Source organism: Myceligenerans cantabricum (assembly GCF_054777735.1).
On record NZ_BAAHAJ010000009.1, the window covers coordinates 982763 to 998725 of the forward strand.

Sequence of the window (15963 nt, forward strand, 5' to 3'; positions counted from 1 at the left end):
GTCATTCGCTCCCGCGGCGCGCCGCCGCCTGCTCGTCGAACCGCACGTGCGGCAGGAAGCCGCTGCGCAGCCACCCGTCGTCGCGCGCCGTGAACCGCCACTTCGCCGCCGGCCAGGAGCCGAGCACGATCACCACCCACCCGAACGCCGGGTCGGCGAACCGCTGGGCCAGGAAGTCCCTGTCGGCCGACGACGGCGGCTGCGACAGCACCAGCACGCCGTCCCCGACCTCCATCTCCTGCTTGACCTGGCCGAACCCGGTGACGTGCTCGACCTGGTCCGGGCGCGGCAGCCCGTCTCCGACCATGACCACCCGCGGCTCGCCGGACCACGGGTTCCCGGTGAACTCCCCGAGCCAGCGACGCAGCACCTCGTGCCGCGCCCGCACCGAGCCGTCCAGGCTGACCACCCCGCGCGCGAGGGAGAAGTCGACGAGCACGCGCCCGGTCTCGCTCATTCCGAGGTTGACGAGCCGGGCGAACTGCGCCGTCGACCCGTCGGACACGGGCGCCGCCTGCAGCTTCGACAGCGGGGCCAGCCAGCTCTGCCCGTCCTCGCTCACCGCCCAGGGTGCCGGGCCCCGCGAGGCGGGGTTCGTGAGCCGCAGGCGCAGCGTGCTGCCCTCGACGAACACTCCCGTCACGCCGGGCACGTCCAGTCCGTCGCGCTCGCACGCCGCGATCAGCGCACGGAGCGCGTGGTCCACGGTCCAGGCCGCCGACGTGTCGGTGCGCAGCACGCTGTCGTCGAACGGGGTCCTGGCGGCGCGGCGCCGTCGTGCGGCGTCGACCAACCGGATCGCCCCGAGCACGAGCCCTGCGAGGACCAGCGCGCCGCCCAGCGCCAGACCGATCGGCAGCAGCATGCCCGTCACGGCGTCGGACCGGCCGGCGCTCTCCTGAGCGGCCACGGGCGTCGGCGTGGGCGACGGGCTGGGCGACGGCTGCTTCTTCGTCGCCGTGCCGGGGAGCCGGCCGAACTTCACGCCCTCGCCGGCGGCGTCGTCGGGCAGCCGCAGCACCCAGCCCACGAGCAACGTGTGCGGGTCGGTGAGGTACTTGCCGTCCTTCTGGCGGATGCCCTCGCTGAGCTCGACGATCTCCGGCCACCGCGCCGAGCTGCCGAGCAGGCGCCCGGCGATGTCCTCGATCTTCTCGCCCCTGCCCTCCTGCTTCCTGACCACGTAGTAGACGACGGAGCCGGGCGGGCCCTCGCGCTCCGGTGCGGGACGAGTGGTCGGGGACTCCGACGGGGCCGGGGCCGGGGCGGGGGTCTGCGGGGACGGGCTCGCGGGTTCCTGCTCGGCCTCGGCCCGCTGCGCGGTCTCCTCCTTCTCGGACTCCGTCTCCTTCTGCGGCTGTTCCCGCACCGGTGAGCCGAACACCCGCAGCTCCCAGATCGAGTGGCCCGCGATGCCGTTGCGCTGCTGCCCGAAGACCCGGACGTAGCGTCCGGTCCCCGACACGTCGAGGACGTCCGTGCCGCCGTCGGCCGAGTCCTGGAACGCCACGTCGGTCCAGTTGACGCCGTCGTCCGAGACACCGATCCCGTAGACGGTGGAGTGGGCGGCCTCCCACACGATCTCGACACGCCGCACCTGGGACCGCTGCCCGAGGTCGACCCAGATCCACGACGGGTCCACGTGGTCGCTGGCCCACCGCGTGGCCAGCGAGCCGTCCACCGCGTGCTCGGCGACCAGCTCGGGGTCGTTGTTCTCGACCGCCGAGGCCCGGACCGGCTTGCCCTGGCTGAGCAGCTCCGGCTCGGCGGCAGCGGCCGGAGCGAGCCAGGCCACCAGGAGCACGGTCGCCAGCAGGGCCGTGGCCGGCGCCGAGACCCTGGGCGGCCCGCCCTTCGGGCCGGCCTTCGTGCCGCGCCGGCTCACCGCCGGTCCGCCCGTCGGACCGCCGTCTGCTCGTCGAAGCGGACGTCCGGGAGGAAGCCGCTGCGCAGCCACCCGTCGTCGCGTGCCGTGAACCGCCAGCGCGCGACCGGCACCGCTCCCAGGACGATCACCACCCAGCTGAAGCGCGGGTCGGCGAAGCGGGAGCTCAGGAGTTCCTGCTGCGCCGCCACGGGCGCCTGGGAGAGGACGAGCACGCCGCCCTCCCCGAGCACCAGCTCCGGCACGACCTGTTCGATCCCGGCCACGTGCTCCGCCAGCTCCTGCTGCGGCAGGCCGTTGCCGACCATCACCACCCGCGGGCTGCCGGACCAGGGGTTGGTCGTCAGCTCCCCGAGCCAGCGGCGCAGCACCTCGTGCCGGGCGCGCGGAGGCCCCTCGATGCTGACGACGCCGCGCGCCTGCGCGAAGTCGATCATCACGCGGCCGCTCTCCGCGACGCCGAGCGTCACCAGCCGGGAGAACCGGGCGAGCCGGGTGTCCGACGCCGCCTCGGACTGCAGCCGGGCGATCTGCGCGGTCCAGGTCGCACCGCCGTCTCCCACGATCCACGGCGGCGGTGCCAGGTCGTGCGGGTTCTGCAGCCGCAGCCGCATCGCCGGCCCCTCGACGAACACCGCCGCGAGCTCCGGCACCTCGATCCCGTCGCGCTCGCAGGCGGCGACGAGGACGCGCAGGGCTCGGTCCGTCATCCAGGCCGACGACGTGTCGGTGCGTAGGAGGCTGTCGTCGAACGGCTCAGGGGTGCGGGTGGCACGGCGGCGGCGCAGGAGCAGGACCGTCCCGGTCACCAGACCGCCCACCACGGCCAGGGCGGCGATCACGACGAGGGCGGGGACGAGCACCGAGCCGGTCCCGCCGGACTCCTCGGGCGCCGCTGCGGCCGTGGCGCTCGGGCCCGGCAGCGGCCCGAACTCGAGGCCGCCGCCCCGGGCGTCGGCGGGAAGCTGGAGCACCCAGCCCACCTGGACCGTCTGCGGGTCGGTGAGCGCGCCGCCGTCGGGCTGCACGCGGCCCTCGTTGAGCTCGAAGATCTCCGGGTACCGCTCGCCGTCCCCGAGGAACCGCTCCGCGAGGAGGTGGAGGTACTCGACCTCGCCGGAGGACGTGCGGCCGACGACGTAGTACGGGACGGGCTCGCCCCCGGGTCCGGCGGCCGCCGGCGGGGTCACCTCGGGGAGCGGGCCGCTCCGGAGCTCCTCGCCCTCGGCGTCGTCGGGCATCACCAGGATCCAGCCGGGCAGGAGCACCTCGGGCGCGGTCACGGTGTTGCCGTCGGGCTGGAGCCGGCCCTCGTTGAGATCGAAGATCTCCGGGTACCGGTTGCCGTCGCCGAGGTAGCGCTGGGCGATCTCGAAGAGGAACTCGGGCTCACCGTCGCCCTTCTCCCGCACGACGTAGTACGTGACGTCCGCGCCGTCGGCCGGTGTCGCGGCCGACGGCGGGACCGTGACGGCGGCCGACGCAGCGACCCCTCCGGTGGCCGACGCCGGCGGTGCGGCGAGGACGACGGCGGCCGCCACGAGGGTCAGGGCGATCAGGGGGCGGGTTCGGGACACGGGTGCTCCGGGATTCTGGGGGTCACCGGTCGGCGGAACTGCCGGCGGCGCCGTCGAGGGGGGTCAGGGGACGCGCGCCGGGCCCGGCCCAGCGGAACGTGGACATCAGCGCGTCGAAGAAGATGACGAGAGCCTCGGAGACGCGTTCACCCTCCTCGGAGTTCCAGACGGTGCTGAAGGACATCACGAGCCAGTCGCCCTCGGCGTCGTCCCGCGAGATCACGTAGACGACCTGCTTCGTGGACACCTCGGGGAAGTCCCCGTCGTGCCGCACGTCGTGGGAGGTCGTGGCCACGCGCGCGCCTGGGCGTCCGTCGACCTCGACGAGCTCGCTCTCGTCGTAGTCCTCGGTGAGGATGCTGGCCGCCACCTCGACGGGGTTGCTGCCGGCGTCGCTGACGATCTCCGCCTCCGTGACGGAGCAGGGCGTCATGATGCCGTTCAGGGGTTCGGTCGGGAGATAGACGGCACCGGCACCGGCCTCGGTGGCCTCGGTGAAGGTGCCGCGCAGGGCGTCGCGCATCAGGTGGCGGTGCGGCTCGACCGAGTCCCGCGGGAGGTCGTCCGGCAGGGACCGGCGGACCACCTCCTCGATCGCCTCGTCGAGCTCGCGGACCTGGTCCGGGCCGGTCGGGAACCTGACCCACCCCGGAGGGAAGAACATGCCCCAGACATCGGTCGGCTTGGCCCCGGACAGGTCGGGCTTCGCGGTCATGATCTACTCCGGACGATCTTCACGGCGGACATCAGCTCGTCGAGCAGCTCGGTCATCAGGCCGGTGACGAACAGGTCCTGGGAGCGCCAGACGAGCACGGTGTCGGCCAGGACGTCGTCGTGCTGGGCGCGGCGGCCGAGGGCCATGCTCACCCAGGCCGTGCCGCTGCCGCCGCCGAGGTCGAGCCGGGTGACGCGGAGGCCGTCGCCGTCGGGCAGGTCGAGGTGGTCGATCTCGGGGGGCGCGAGAGGCGCTCCGCCGGTGGCGCCCAGGGCGGCCATGAGCCCGTCGCCGTTGTCGTCGAGGCTGCTGAGGCCGACGGCGACCAGCACCGGGATGGGGGTGCACCCGAGAACGCCGACGGCGGCGAGGACCCGGTCGCCGTCCGGTGCGACGGCGTCGGCGAACTCGCGCAGGTTGCGGACGGACTCGGCCGCCGTGCGTTCGAGCTCCGCGCGGAAGTCGTCCGGGACGGCGAGGTCGCGGTACTCGTCGTCGACGACCTCCTGGGGCTTGATCGTGTCCGCGACGAGGGCCACGGCTTCTCTCTCCCAGCGTTCGACGACGTCCTGCGGGTCCTGCCCCGTGGCGGGCACGGCGAGCCAGCCCGCCGGAGGTTCGACGTTCCAGGTCCAGTCCTTCGGGGTGCTCGCGCGCGCCCGTTCCGTCGCGCCCGTCACCGGTCGTCCAGGACGTTGTTCTCGCTGTAGAGGCCGCTGTAGTCGGCGTCCCCCCACCAGTCGAACGAGCTGCGCAGGTCGTCGGGGCTGAAGTTCGTGGGGGTGACCGCCATGCCCCAGAGCGACGTGATCCAGCCGAAGCTGAAGGCCCACGGCCCGAGCTTCGCGTACAGGGGGATCGTGGCGGGTGCACCACCGAGGAGGTTGACGATGTTGAGGTCGATCTTCTTCAGGTCGGTGATGTCGTTGACGCCGAGCACCCGGTCGCCACGCCAGCTGCCCCGGACGAAGACGTCCCCGAAGCGCGACTTCTCGACGTTCCAGAAATTCTTGGTGTAGAACTGCCAGAACGGCGGCTTGACCGTCGTGCCGCCGATGAAGTCGTCCCACCGGTTGAGGTTCTGCGTGATCGTGGTGAACTGCCGGTCGAGGGAGCCGAGCAGCGACCGCTCCGCGGGGGACAGCGGACTCACTCGCCACGCGGGAAGCGGTCTGCTGAAGTTGATCTGGGGGACCGGTCTGCTGAAGTTCGGGGGAAGGCGTGCGCGCAAGGCATCCCGGATCCTGGAGACGTCGGCCAGCCTGTCGACGGCGGCGTCGCGCCAGCCGCCTCCCCGGTTCCCGACCTTGACGGACTGCAGCCCCTTGAGGGCCTTGGTGGCGATCGCGCCGACGCCGATGAGGCCGAGGCTCACGACGCCGATGATCACGCTGAGCCAGCTGCCCTCGCCCCAGGCGGCCAGGATCGTGCTCGCGATCACCGAGAGCACGGTGACCACCACCCCCATGAGGGTCACGAACCCCAGTCCGGGGATGAGGATCGCGAGCACCGCCAGCGCCATCCCGATGTAGCCGAGGATCTCGACGATCTTCTTCAGCACCTTGGCGATCTTGTGCCGGAGGGCCTCCTGCCAGGAGTGGTGCAGGCCGTCGTCGTCCCAGTTCTCCCTGATCTTGGCGGCCGCCCTGTCGGCGGCCGTCTGCAGGGCCTCCAGGGCCCTGCTCGCCTTGGCCTTCGCCGCCGCGGTCCCTTCCTCGGCCTTCCCGATCGCCGCCGCGCGGTCCGACGACGCCTGGCGGTCCTTGTCCGTGAGCGGAGGGGCGTCCTCCGAGCGGTCCGCGTTCACCGGGTCCGCCATCCCCTCGGCGACCCCGAGCTGCCTGCTCGCGGCCTCCGCCTCCTCGAGCGCCTCACCCGTCAGCGTCCGGGCCGTCCTGAGCTCGGGCTGGTAGCCGACCAGTGCGTCCTTCACGTCGGTGTACCGGTCGGCCACCTTCGACAGCGCCTCGTTGCTCTCCCGCGCGCGCTTGCGCATCGCGTCGGCCGCCTGCCCCTTGAGGAGCCGGACGTCGCCGTCCCCGATCCGCTTCAGCAGGGCGGCCTGGTCGGTCATGGCCTGCGCGATGTCCCTGTAGTGGCTGATGATTCCGTCGAGCCCCTCGGCCGTGGCCGGGACGGGGTCGGAGTCATGACCGAGCAGGTTCCATTCGCCGTCGCGGGCGGCGCTCATCCGGTTCTCCTCAGAGGTCGCACGACCTCTAGGTCGTCTTCTCGTCGAACGAGGAGGCCAGTGCGTCCTCGGTCTCGTTCCAGGCTTCCTTGGCCTGGTCCAGCTTCTTGGTCAGGTCGTCGAGCTGGACCTGGAGCTTCTCGCGCTTGACCCACCAGTTGTCGATGAACGAGTCCATCGCCTTCCTGACGGTGTCGTGGCCCCAGATGTCGCCGCCCTCCCACATCGCCGACATGTTCTTGAACTCGTCGTTGATGTTCTTGAGGTCGGTGGCGGCGTCCTCCAGGACCTCCTTCGTGACGACGATGTCGGCCATGGCGTCACTTGTTCAGCGCGTTGGCGAGCTCTTCGTCGGTCTTGCGCAGGGCGTCGGCGGCCTGCTTGAGGTACTCGCCGATCCCGTCGAGGCCCTCCAGGACCTGCTTGCCGCCCTTGTCGAGCTCCTGGTACGACTCGTCGAACCGCTTGGACGACTTGTCCGTCACGTAGCCGTCCTGCACCAGGTTCTGGACCATGTTCCGCAGCTGGTCGAGCTTCGCCTGCATGTCCGACGCCTCCTGCTTCATGCGCTGGGCGGCGTCCTCCATCTCCTGGAAGGTCACGTTGATGTTCGACATGGGAGCGGTCCTCTCGCTGGGCATCCGGGGAACGTGCTCATCGTCCGGAACCCGTCGGAACGGACAGGCAACGACGGGGGAACACGACCTGAACGTTGAGCACACCCCGCGCGACGAAACCGCAGGTCACACCCGTGTTCTTGGCCTTGCTCCCCCGTCGTGCCGCGCGTCAGCGGTCGGTGACGACCTTCTCCCCGCCGGACGTCGAGACCGTGAACGCGTCCACGACGCTCCCGTCCGGCGTGCGCGACTCGTAGCCGAGCTCGTCACCCGTCACGGAGATCACCTGGTAGGTCTGCGTCCGGCCCCGGTGGGCGCGCAGCTCGGCCCCGCCGACGGTCCAGTCGACCGTCGACGGCTCGTAGAACTTCGGCCCCGCGACCGACACCGTGTAGACCGGCCCGACGTGCGAGTCCTCGTCCACGCGGTTCGCCTCCAGGTTGCCGCGGCCGTACGAGTGGTCGTGCCCCTGCAGCACGAGGTCCACGTCGTGCTCCTCGAACGTGTCCAGCCAGTAGTCGCGCACCACCTTGCCCGTGCGGCCCTCGCTGTTCGCGAAGACGGGCTGGTGGAACACGGCGACCGTCCACCGGTTCGGGTTGTCCGCGAGCACGTCGTCGAGCCAGGCCTCCTGGTCCTCCATCCAGTCCTTGACGTCGAACCAGGGCGCGTTCGTGTAGTTGCTGTTCAGGGCGATGAACCGGACGCCCTGGTAGTCGGTGTACCAGACGGTGCCGTCCAGGTCGTCGTCGTCCGGCCCGTTGCCGGTGCCCGGGAACTGCTTGGTCCAGAAGTCGGACACGCTCCACAGGTCGTACTCGTGGTTCCCGATCGCGGCCACGTGGTTGACGGTGGACGCCTCCTGCCCCTGGGCGGCGAACCACTCGGCCCACTGGCCGTCGTCGTCGGAGTCGTTGATGAGGTCGCCGGCGTGCAGCGCGACCCGGGCGTCGGGGACGGCGTCGTACGCGGCCCGCACGACGTGCGCGGCGCCGGAGGTGATGTCGTTCTGCACGTCGCCGAAGTACAGGAACTCGAACGGCTCGCCGGCCTCGCCCGCCGTCGTGAAGCGGTACCAGGGGCTCCACGTCTCGCCGTCGCCGACCCGGTACTCGTACTCCGTGCCCGCGTCGAGCCCTTCGAACGTGGCCCGGTGGTAGTACCCGCCACCGGCCCGGCCGGTCCCGGTCCCGGTGGTGGTGGCGGCGTCCGTGGCGCCGGCGGGCCGGTGCTCGGCGACGGACCCCGTGTCGGCCGCCGTCCGCCAGGTGACGAGCTGGGCGGACGACGGCGTGAGCGTCGGGTTCAGCGTGACCCGTTCGGGGGCCTCCTCGGGGCCGGCCGACGCCGAGGTCAGCCCGGCGAGGCTCAGCGCGACCGCGGCGGCGACCACGGCGCCCCCACGCAGGAGCACGGCCCGGCGGCGGGCAGGACGAGGGTGATTGCGGACGGACGACGACGTCGCCATGGTCTCCTCCACGAGATTCGGCTGCTGGTGCACGACACAGCAAGGCTCTCGACCTGCGGTTTCCTCTGCCTGAACCTCGCCTGAACCGGGCGGGGCCACCGTGTGACGCCCGCCCGCCCGGCCCGCGACGCACGCGCGGCGCACGGCCGCTCAGCAGGACGGCCTGAACCGCCGTTCCCTGAACCGGCTGTCGATGAAGCCGACCACGGCGGGTGCCGCCGTCACCATCGTCGTGACGTGCTCCCCCGGGTGCCACTGCCAGGCCAGGTCGGCCCCGGCGGCGCAGTACTCGTCGCGCAGCGCCACCGCCTGCCCGGTCGGGACGATCTCGTCGAAGAGGCCGTGGTACAGGAAGATCGGCACCTCCGGCGGGTTCTCCCCGGCCCGGTTCTCGGCGAACCGGGCCTGCCACGGCTCCGTGGAGCGCGGGTCCTCGTCGGTGTAGACGTCGATGTCCTGGAGCGCGTAGGCGAGCGCCCTGTCGACGCACGCGTCCAGCTCGTCCTCGTACAGCTGCCGGCCCCGCTCGTTGAGGTAGCCGTTCAGCTCCAGCTCCGGGTAGGCGGCGTCGTACCCGAACGCGGCCAGCAGCATGAAACCGAAGCCGATGCCGCCGTTGAGCAGCTCGGACACCTCGGTGAGGTCGGCGGGCACGCCACCGCCCGCGATGCCGACGACATCGAGCTCCGGGGCGTGCGTCTGCCACAGCTCGCCGGCCCAGACGGCCGCGCCGCCGCCCTGCGAGTAGCCGGAGACGACCACCTTGCCGCCGGCCTCCAGCCCGGACGCACCGAGGCTCGTCGCCGCCCGCACCATGTCGAGCACCACGCGCCCCTGTGACCTGCCCACCATGTAGGTGTGCACGCCGGGCGTACCCAGCCCCTCGTAGTCGGTGATCACGACGGCGTAGCCCTTGAGCAGCAGCGGCTCGACGAGCGGCCGCTCGTAGTCCAGCCAGCGCGACGGCGCGCAGTCGTCACCGACCCCGCGGGTGCCCGGCGCCATCGTCACGATCGGGCGCGGCCCCTCGCCCGTCCACGCGCGGTGGGGCACGAGGACCCGCCCGGTCACGGGGATGTCCTCCCCGGTGGCGTTGGTCGAGTGGTACATGACCATCCACGTGCGGGCGGTCGGACCGACCGGCTGCTCGCGCGACTTGATGAGCTCGCCGTCCGCGCCGTCGCCCAGGTCCGCCGGCGGGTCGTAGAAGTCGTCGGGCGGGACGGGGAAGATCGTGCCGGATCGCAGGGCGCCGTCGGCGTCCGGCACGGCGGCGGACGACGGGTCGCGGAGCTCGCCGGTCCCGGGGTCGGGAGCAGGGTCAGGGGCGAGGTGCGGCGCGGGCGCGGGCGGGGTGTCCGGCACCGGGGCGTCGGGACCGGACGCGGCGCCGACGGCCGCCGTCGCGCCGGACGACGACGGGGCCGACGCCTGCGCGACCGCGGGCACGAGCGGGATCGTCAGTGCGGCGACGGCGGTGAGAGCGAGTCCGCGGACCCGGGACCTGCGGGCACGGTGACGAGTGAGCATGGATGCCTCCCCTTTGAGGTCTCCTCGGACGCTCCGCATCGAGCGCCCGGGCCCGGCGACCGGGCCGCTACTTACTGTAACTACAATAAGTAGCGGCGCCAAGCACTCCGGGCCCGGCGTGCCGGTCCTTCAGCGCCGTGCCGGCCGTCGGCGTCCGAGCCGACTCCTCAGTGGGGCAGGTCCAGCGGCTTCGGGGCCAGGAGGATACGCTCGGCGCGCTCGACGAGCGCCACCGCGCCCGCCGCGAGCGGGACCAGCACCAGGTTGCCGAGCAGCATCGTGCGGAAGAACGGCAGGCCGGCGACGTAGCTGGCCATGAGCCCGTCCAGGCCCGGGGCGTAGAACGTGCCCCACGACTGCAGCCACACGCCGAAGTTGGTCCACAGGAAGAACCACACCGACCCGCCGACCCCGAGGCCGAGCGCCGCGCCGAACCGCGCCCACCCGGTGGTGCGGCGTGCCAGCAGCGCCCCGAGGCCGATCACTGCCCACGCCGTCCAGGTGAACAGCAGGATCGACGTGTTGCCGAGCAGCGCATCGCTCACCGCGGCGGCCGCGAACGGCACGAGCACCGCCGCGCGGTGCCGCAGCAGCAGCGCCGAGAAGAACGTCGCCGCCGTGATCAGCTCCAGGTTCGGGGGCGCACCCAGGTCCGCGCGGACCATCCGCCACACCACCGCGAGCACCACGACCCCGACGGCCAGCGCCGGCCGCCACCACCGGTGCCCGAGCCCGGCGAGCGTCAGGTCGGCGACGACGGGCCCGGCGCCGGAGCGGGGGGCGACGGGATCGCCGGCCGGGTCGCTGCGGGGGTGCGACATCAGAACGTCTCCAGCTTCCAGGTGATCTCCTGCCCGTCCTCGGTCTCGAGCGCTCCGGCGCCCATCGTGGCCTGCTCGCCGTCGACGTAGAGCGCCCAGAACTCGCTGTCGCCCTCCTGCGCGGTGTACCCGCAGATGCCGGTGACGAACGCGTCGTCGCCGTCGCCGGTGGTCTCGGCGGTCGAGTCGTGCTCCAGCAGCAGGTCGAGGGCGGTCTCGCCGTCCTCTCCGTCGTAGGTGAGGTCCTCCTTCTGGACGCAGACCGGTGAGAGGCCGCCCGCGGGCGACGCCGCGTCGTCGGCCGCGTCGCTGCTCTCGCCGCCGGAGCCGCAGGCCGCGAGCAGTGCGACGGCGGCCGCCGCGGCGAGCATCTTCAGGGACGGGGCGGTGGTGCGTTGCGTGGTCACGACCTCATCGTAGGAACGAGGCCCCGCGGCGCGCACGTCCGTCTCGTGGTCCGAGTGCCGGGCGCGACGAGACGACGCCCGCCGACACGGCCCGCACGAGGGCCGTCGACGGTCAGATGTCGATGCGCTCGCGGTCCAGCTCGTTCGCGCCGTCCACGATGAACTTCTTGCGCGGCGCGACGTCGGACCCCATCAGCAGGTCGAAGACGCGCTCGGCCGCTTCCGCGTGCTCCGCGGTGACGCGGCGCAGCGTGCGGTGGCGAGGGCTCATGGTGGTCTCCGCGAGCTGGTCGGCGTCCATCTCGCCGAGGCCCTTGTACCGCTGGATCTCGTCCTTGTAGCGGCGGCCGGCCTTGTCGAGCTTGCGCAGCGTGGACTGCAGCTCGGCCTCGGAGTAGGTGTAGACGTACTCGGTCTTGCGCCGCCCGCCGGCGGGCAGCTCGACGCGGTGCAGCGGCGGCACCGCGGCGAACACCCGGCCGGCCTCGATGAGCGGCTTCATGTAGCGGTAGAAGAGCGTCAGGAGCAGGGTGCGGATGTGCGCGCCGTCGACGTCGGCGTCGGTCATCAGCACGATCTTGCCGTAACGGGCCGCCTCGAGGTCGAACGAGCGGCCGGACCCGGCGCCGAGCACCTGGATGATCGCGGCGCACTCGGCGTTGCGCAGCATGTCGCTGATCGACGCCTTCTGGACGTTGAGGATCTTGCCGCGGATGGGCAGCAGCGCCTGGTAGTCGCTGGAGCGGGCGAGCTTCGCGGTGCCGAGCGCCGAGTCCCCCTCCACGATGAACAGCTCCGACTTGCTGACGTCGTCGCTGCGGCAGTCGGCGAGCTTGGCGGGCAGGGAGGAGGTCTCCAGCGCGTTCTTGCGCCGGCTGATCTCCTTCTGCTTGCGCGCGGTGATGCGGGCGCGCATCTCGGCGACGACCTTGTCCAGGAGGAGCGCGGCCTGCGTCTTGTCGTCCCGCTTGGGGGAGGTCAGGTGCGCGTTGATCTCCTTCTCGATCACGCGCGAGACGATCTGCCGGACGGGGCCGGTGCCGAGGACCTCCTTGGTCTGGCCCTCGAACTGCGGCTCGGCGAGGCGCACGGTGACCACGGCGGTGAGGCCGGCCAGCACGTCGTCCTTCTCGATGCGCTCGGCGTTGTCCCTGGTGGACACCTTGAGCCGGCGCGCGTTCGTCTCCACGGCCTTGCGCATCACCTTGAGCAGGCCCTGCTCGAACCCAGTCAGGTGCGTGCCGCCCTTGGGGGTGGCGATGATGTTGACGAAGGAGCGCACCTCGGTCTCGTAACCGGTGCCCCAGCGCAGCGCCACGTCCACCTCCAGGTCGCGCTGCACCGCCTGCGGCGTCATGTGGCCCCGGTCGTCCAGCACGGGGACCGTCTCGGAGAACGTGCCGGTGCCCTGCAGCCGCCAGATCGCCGTCACCGGGGTGTCCGGCGCGAGGTGCTCGACGAAGTCGATCACGCCGCCGTCGTGCCGGAAGACCTCCTCGTGCACGCCGGACTCCCCCGGCGTGCCGGGCAGGCCACGCTCGTCGCGGATGCGCAGCTCCAGCCCCGGCACCAGGAAGCTGGTCTGCCGGGCACGGGTGACGAGCTCGTCGTAGCTGAAGACGGCGGTCTTGGGGAAGATCTGCCGGTCCGCCCAGTACCGCACGCGGGTACCGGTGACGCCACGCTTCACCTTGCCGACGACGGCGAGCTCGGAGTGGTCGGTGAACGGCGCGAACGGCGCGTCCGGGGTGGCGCCCGCGGCCGGGTCCGAGAACTTGCCCGGCTCACCGCGGTGGAACGTCATGCGGTGCGTCTTGCCGAGGCGGTCCACCTCGACGTCCAGCCGCGCGGACAGGGCGTTGACCACCGAGGCGCCGACGCCGTGCAGGCCGCCCGACGCCGCGTACGAGCCGCCGCCGAACTTCCCGCCCGCGTGCAGCTTCGTGTAGACGACCTCCACGCCGGACAGGCCGGTCTTCGGCTCGACGTCGACCGGGATGCCGCGCCCGTCGTCGGACACCGTCACCGACGAGTCCGCGTGCAGGACGACCTCGATCTGCGTGGCGTGGCCGCCCAGGGCCTCGTCCACGGAGTTGTCGATGATCTCCCACAGGCAGTGCATGAGGCCACGCGAGTCGGTGGTCCCGATGTACATGCCGGGTCGCTTGCGCACCGCCTCCAGCCCCTCCAGGACGGAGAGGTGCCGGGCGGTGTAGCTGGATTCCTTCTCAGGACGGGCGGTCGCGGTCACGGGGCACAGCGTAGACGAGGACACCGACACCTCTCGCCTGCCACACGGGCAGAGGCCCGGAAAGCCCGCCGGAGCGCGCACGACGGGCCTCTCGCCCCCGGCGTACGCCGGCCGCGGCAGCCCGGCGTGCGCCGGCCGCGGCAGCCCGGCCCGCGCCGCACGACGCCGGCGGAGCGCGCTGCGGGTCCTGCCGTCCGCGCGGCCGCGAAGGCCGTCGGCGGGAATTCATCCCTGAGCGCAATCCGGCCCTCGGCCCGGGAATCTGTGGGGCACACCGCTATGCTCACGGCGAAAGAAGGGGCCCCACGGGATGGGACCCGACGGACCGATGGTTGGATAGGGGCGTGACGACCATGACCACCGAACAGCTCACCGCCGCCGACCGTTGCGACCGCTGCGGGGCCCAGGCCTACGTGCGAGTCGTCCTACCCACGGGCGAACTGCTCTTCTGCGGCCACCACGCCCGTGCGCACCAGCCCGCCTACGCGGACGTGGCCACCCACGTCCAGGACGAGACCGATCGTCTGCTCGCCGAGCACGGCCAGCAGCAGGGCTGACGCCACCTCGCACACACCGACACCGAGACGACGAACGGCCGGCTCCCCCGCGGGGGAGCCGGCCGTTCGGTTCTTCACGCCGGTCAGTCCAGGTAGTCGCGCAGGACCTGCGAGCGCGACGGGTGCCGCAGCTTCGACATCGTCTTGGACTCGATCTGCCGGATGCGCTCGCGCGTCACGCCGTAGACCTTGCCGATCTCGTCGAGCGTCTTGGGCTGGCCGTCCTGCAGGCCGAACCGCATGGAGACGACGCCGGCCTCGCGCTCGCTGAGCGTGTCCAGCACCTGGTGCAGCTGCTCCTGGAGCAGGGTGAACGACACCGCGTCCGCCGGGACGACGGCCTCGGAGTCCTCGATGAGGTCGCCGAACTCGCTGTCGCCGTCCTCGCCGAGCGGCGTGGCCAGGGAGATGGGCTCGCGGCCGTACTTCTGGACCTCGACCACCTTCTCCGGGGTCATGTCCAGCTCCTTGGCCAGCTCCTCCGGGGTGGGCTCGCGGCCCAGGTCCTGGAGCATCTGACGCTGCACGCGGGCGAGCTTGTTGATGACCTCGACCATGTGCACCGGGATACGGATGGTGCGGGCCTGGTCCGCCATGGCGCGGGTGATCGCCTGCCGGATCCACCAGGTGGCGTACGTCGAGAACTTGTAGCCCTTGGTGTAGTCGAACTTCTCGACCGCACGGATCAGGCCGAGGTTGCCCTCCTGGATCAGGTCCAGGAACAGCATGCCGCGACCGGTGTAGCGCTTGGCGAGCGAGACGACCAGGCGCAGGTTCGCCTCGAGCAGGTGGTTCTTCGCGCGCTTGCCGTCGTGCGCGATCCACTTCAGGTCACGCTCGCGGCGGCGGTCGTCCTTGCTCGCGCGGTCGAACTCCGTGCTGGCCAGGCGCTCCTCGGCGAACAGGCCGGCCTCGATCCGCTTGGCGAGCTCGACCTCCTGCTCCGCGTTCAGCAGCGCGACCTTGCCGATCTGCTTCAGGTAGTCCTTGACCGGGTCCGCGGTGGCACCGGCGGTGACGACCTGCTGCGCGGGCTGGTCCTCGTCGTCCGTGTCGGAGACGACGAAGCCGCCCTTCTCCTCCGCCTGGTCCTTGCGCTTCCGGGCGGCCGGCGACGACGCCTCCTCGTCCTCCGGCGGACGCGTGGAGATGTCCGACAGGTCGTTCTCGACGAGCACCGGGGTGTCGTCGGCCCCCTTGCGGCGGCGGGTCGTCGTCTTCGCCGCGGCAGCGGCGGGCTTCGCCGCCGACTTCTTCGCGGCGGGCTTCTTCGCCGCGGGCTTCTTCCGCGTCGCGGGCTTCTTGGCCTCGGCGTCGCCCGCCTCGTCCGTCACGGTCTCCGACACGGAGTCGGTGGCCGGGGCGGCGGCCGCGGCCGTCGACTTCGTGCCGGTGGCACGCTTCGAGGTGGTCGACCTCGTCGTGCGGCGCGTGGTCCGCGCGCCGGACGCCGCGTCCGACGACGCCTCGGCGAGCTCGTCGACGCTGGCCTTGGCGGCGACCGCACCCGAGCGGGTCGCCGCGGCGGCGACGGTCGCGGTGGCGGGCAGCCCGACATCGACCCCGGAGCCGGCGAGCGCTCGCAGCACCGCCTTGAGCCGCTTGGCGTCCGCCACCTTCGCGGCCTCGCAGGCGGTACGGAAGTTCTCGGCATCGACCCGGCCCGCGGCCACCCCCACGCTGAGCAGCTCCTTCAGAGCAGGATGCTCGAACTCACGAGGAAGGTCGCGCGCGGGAGCGCGATCGAGGGCTGTGTCCTGGGAGTTGACGGAAGTGGGCGCCACAAACCGACCTTTCGGGGTCATCGAGGATCCGGTGGTTCCGCTGCCGGGGCCAGCACTGGACCTCGTCGTGATCGGCAACGAACAAGAGATATTGTACCGTTGGCACACTTGCACGCACTGCCGGACTTGACCAGCGCAGGGATCTCGGGGCTCATCTCAC

Annotated in this window: 14 protein-coding genes; 1 reads left to right on the forward strand and 13 read right to left on the reverse strand. The window is 72.0% G+C overall.

Features of this window, described 5'->3' with window-relative positions; genetic code table 11:
• Position 1: 1 nt before the first annotated feature.
• From ACYU96_RS13520 to ACYU96_RS13575, 12 genes are all read right to left on the reverse strand, one after another.
• Entirely contained in the window at positions 2 to 1885 is a 1884-nt protein-coding gene (locus ACYU96_RS13520) for a discoidin domain-containing protein (RefSeq protein WP_460754200.1), read from the reverse strand.
• A complete protein-coding gene (locus ACYU96_RS13525) occupies positions 1882 to 3462 on the reverse strand; it encodes a LysM peptidoglycan-binding domain-containing protein (RefSeq protein ID WP_460754202.1) in 1581 nt (526 codons plus the stop codon). The genes ACYU96_RS13520 and ACYU96_RS13525 overlap by 4 nt, the downstream gene beginning before the upstream one ends.
• Positions 3463 to 3484: 22 nt before the next feature.
• A complete protein-coding gene (locus ACYU96_RS13530; RefSeq protein ID WP_460754205.1) occupies positions 3485 to 4177 on the reverse strand; it encodes a hypothetical protein in 693 nt (230 codons plus the stop codon).
• Complete coding sequence (locus ACYU96_RS13535; protein WP_460754208.1) at positions 4174 to 4857, reverse strand: hypothetical protein; 684 nt, start codon at positions 4855 to 4857, stop codon at positions 4174 to 4176. The genes ACYU96_RS13530 and ACYU96_RS13535 overlap by 4 nt, the downstream gene beginning before the upstream one ends.
• Positions 4854 to 6368, reverse strand: coding sequence for a hypothetical protein (locus tag ACYU96_RS13540; protein ID WP_460754209.1), 1515 nt, complete (start codon positions 6366 to 6368; stop codon positions 4854 to 4856). The genes ACYU96_RS13535 and ACYU96_RS13540 overlap by 4 nt, the downstream gene beginning before the upstream one ends.
• Positions 6369 to 6396: 28 nt before the next feature.
• Complete coding sequence (locus ACYU96_RS13545) at positions 6397 to 6684, reverse strand: hypothetical protein (protein WP_460754212.1); 288 nt, start codon at positions 6682 to 6684, stop codon at positions 6397 to 6399.
• Between the two features lie 4 nt (positions 6685 to 6688).
• Positions 6689 to 6985 (reverse strand): WXG100 family type VII secretion target, encoded by a 297-nt coding sequence (locus ACYU96_RS13550; protein WP_460754214.1) that lies wholly within the window; start codon positions 6983 to 6985, stop codon positions 6689 to 6691.
• 169 nt (positions 6986 to 7154) lie between these two features.
• A complete protein-coding gene (locus ACYU96_RS13555; protein WP_460754217.1) occupies positions 7155 to 8486 on the reverse strand; it encodes a purple acid phosphatase family protein in 1332 nt (443 codons plus the stop codon).
• A gap of 117 nt (positions 8487 to 8603) precedes the next feature.
• On the reverse strand, positions 8604 to 9983 hold the full coding sequence (locus ACYU96_RS13560; RefSeq protein ID WP_460754220.1) for a lipase family protein: 1380 nt from the start codon (positions 9981 to 9983) through the stop codon (positions 8604 to 8606).
• Between the two features lie 167 nt (positions 9984 to 10150).
• Positions 10151 to 10804: a DUF6580 family putative transport protein gene (locus ACYU96_RS13565; protein ID WP_460754222.1), complete on the reverse strand. Its 654-nt coding sequence runs from the start codon at positions 10802 to 10804 to the stop codon at positions 10151 to 10153.
• Entirely contained in the window at positions 10804 to 11211 is a 408-nt protein-coding gene (locus tag ACYU96_RS13570; RefSeq protein ID WP_460754225.1) for a DUF4430 domain-containing protein, read from the reverse strand. The genes ACYU96_RS13565 and ACYU96_RS13570 overlap by 1 nt, the downstream gene beginning before the upstream one ends.
• Positions 11212 to 11323: 112 nt before the next feature.
• Positions 11324 to 13462 carry a DNA gyrase/topoisomerase IV subunit B gene (locus ACYU96_RS13575; RefSeq protein WP_460754228.1) on the reverse strand — a complete coding sequence of 713 codons (2139 nt, stop codon included), beginning with the start codon at positions 13460 to 13462 and terminating at the stop codon, positions 11324 to 11326.
• 353 nt (positions 13463 to 13815) lie between these two features.
• Here ACYU96_RS13575 and ACYU96_RS13580 point away from each other — a divergent pair, with 353 nt between their 5' ends.
• Positions 13816 to 14019, forward strand: a complete 204-nt coding sequence (locus tag ACYU96_RS13580) for a DUF7455 domain-containing protein (RefSeq protein ID WP_460754649.1) — start codon at positions 13816 to 13818, stop codon at positions 14017 to 14019.
• Positions 14020 to 14102: 83 nt separating this feature from the next.
• Here the strand turns inward: ACYU96_RS13580 and ACYU96_RS13585 are convergent, their stop codons facing one another.
• Positions 14103 to 15824, reverse strand: coding sequence for an RNA polymerase sigma factor (locus tag ACYU96_RS13585; protein ID WP_460754230.1), 1722 nt, complete (start codon positions 15822 to 15824; stop codon positions 14103 to 14105).
• Positions 15825 to 15963: the final 139 nt, after the last annotated feature.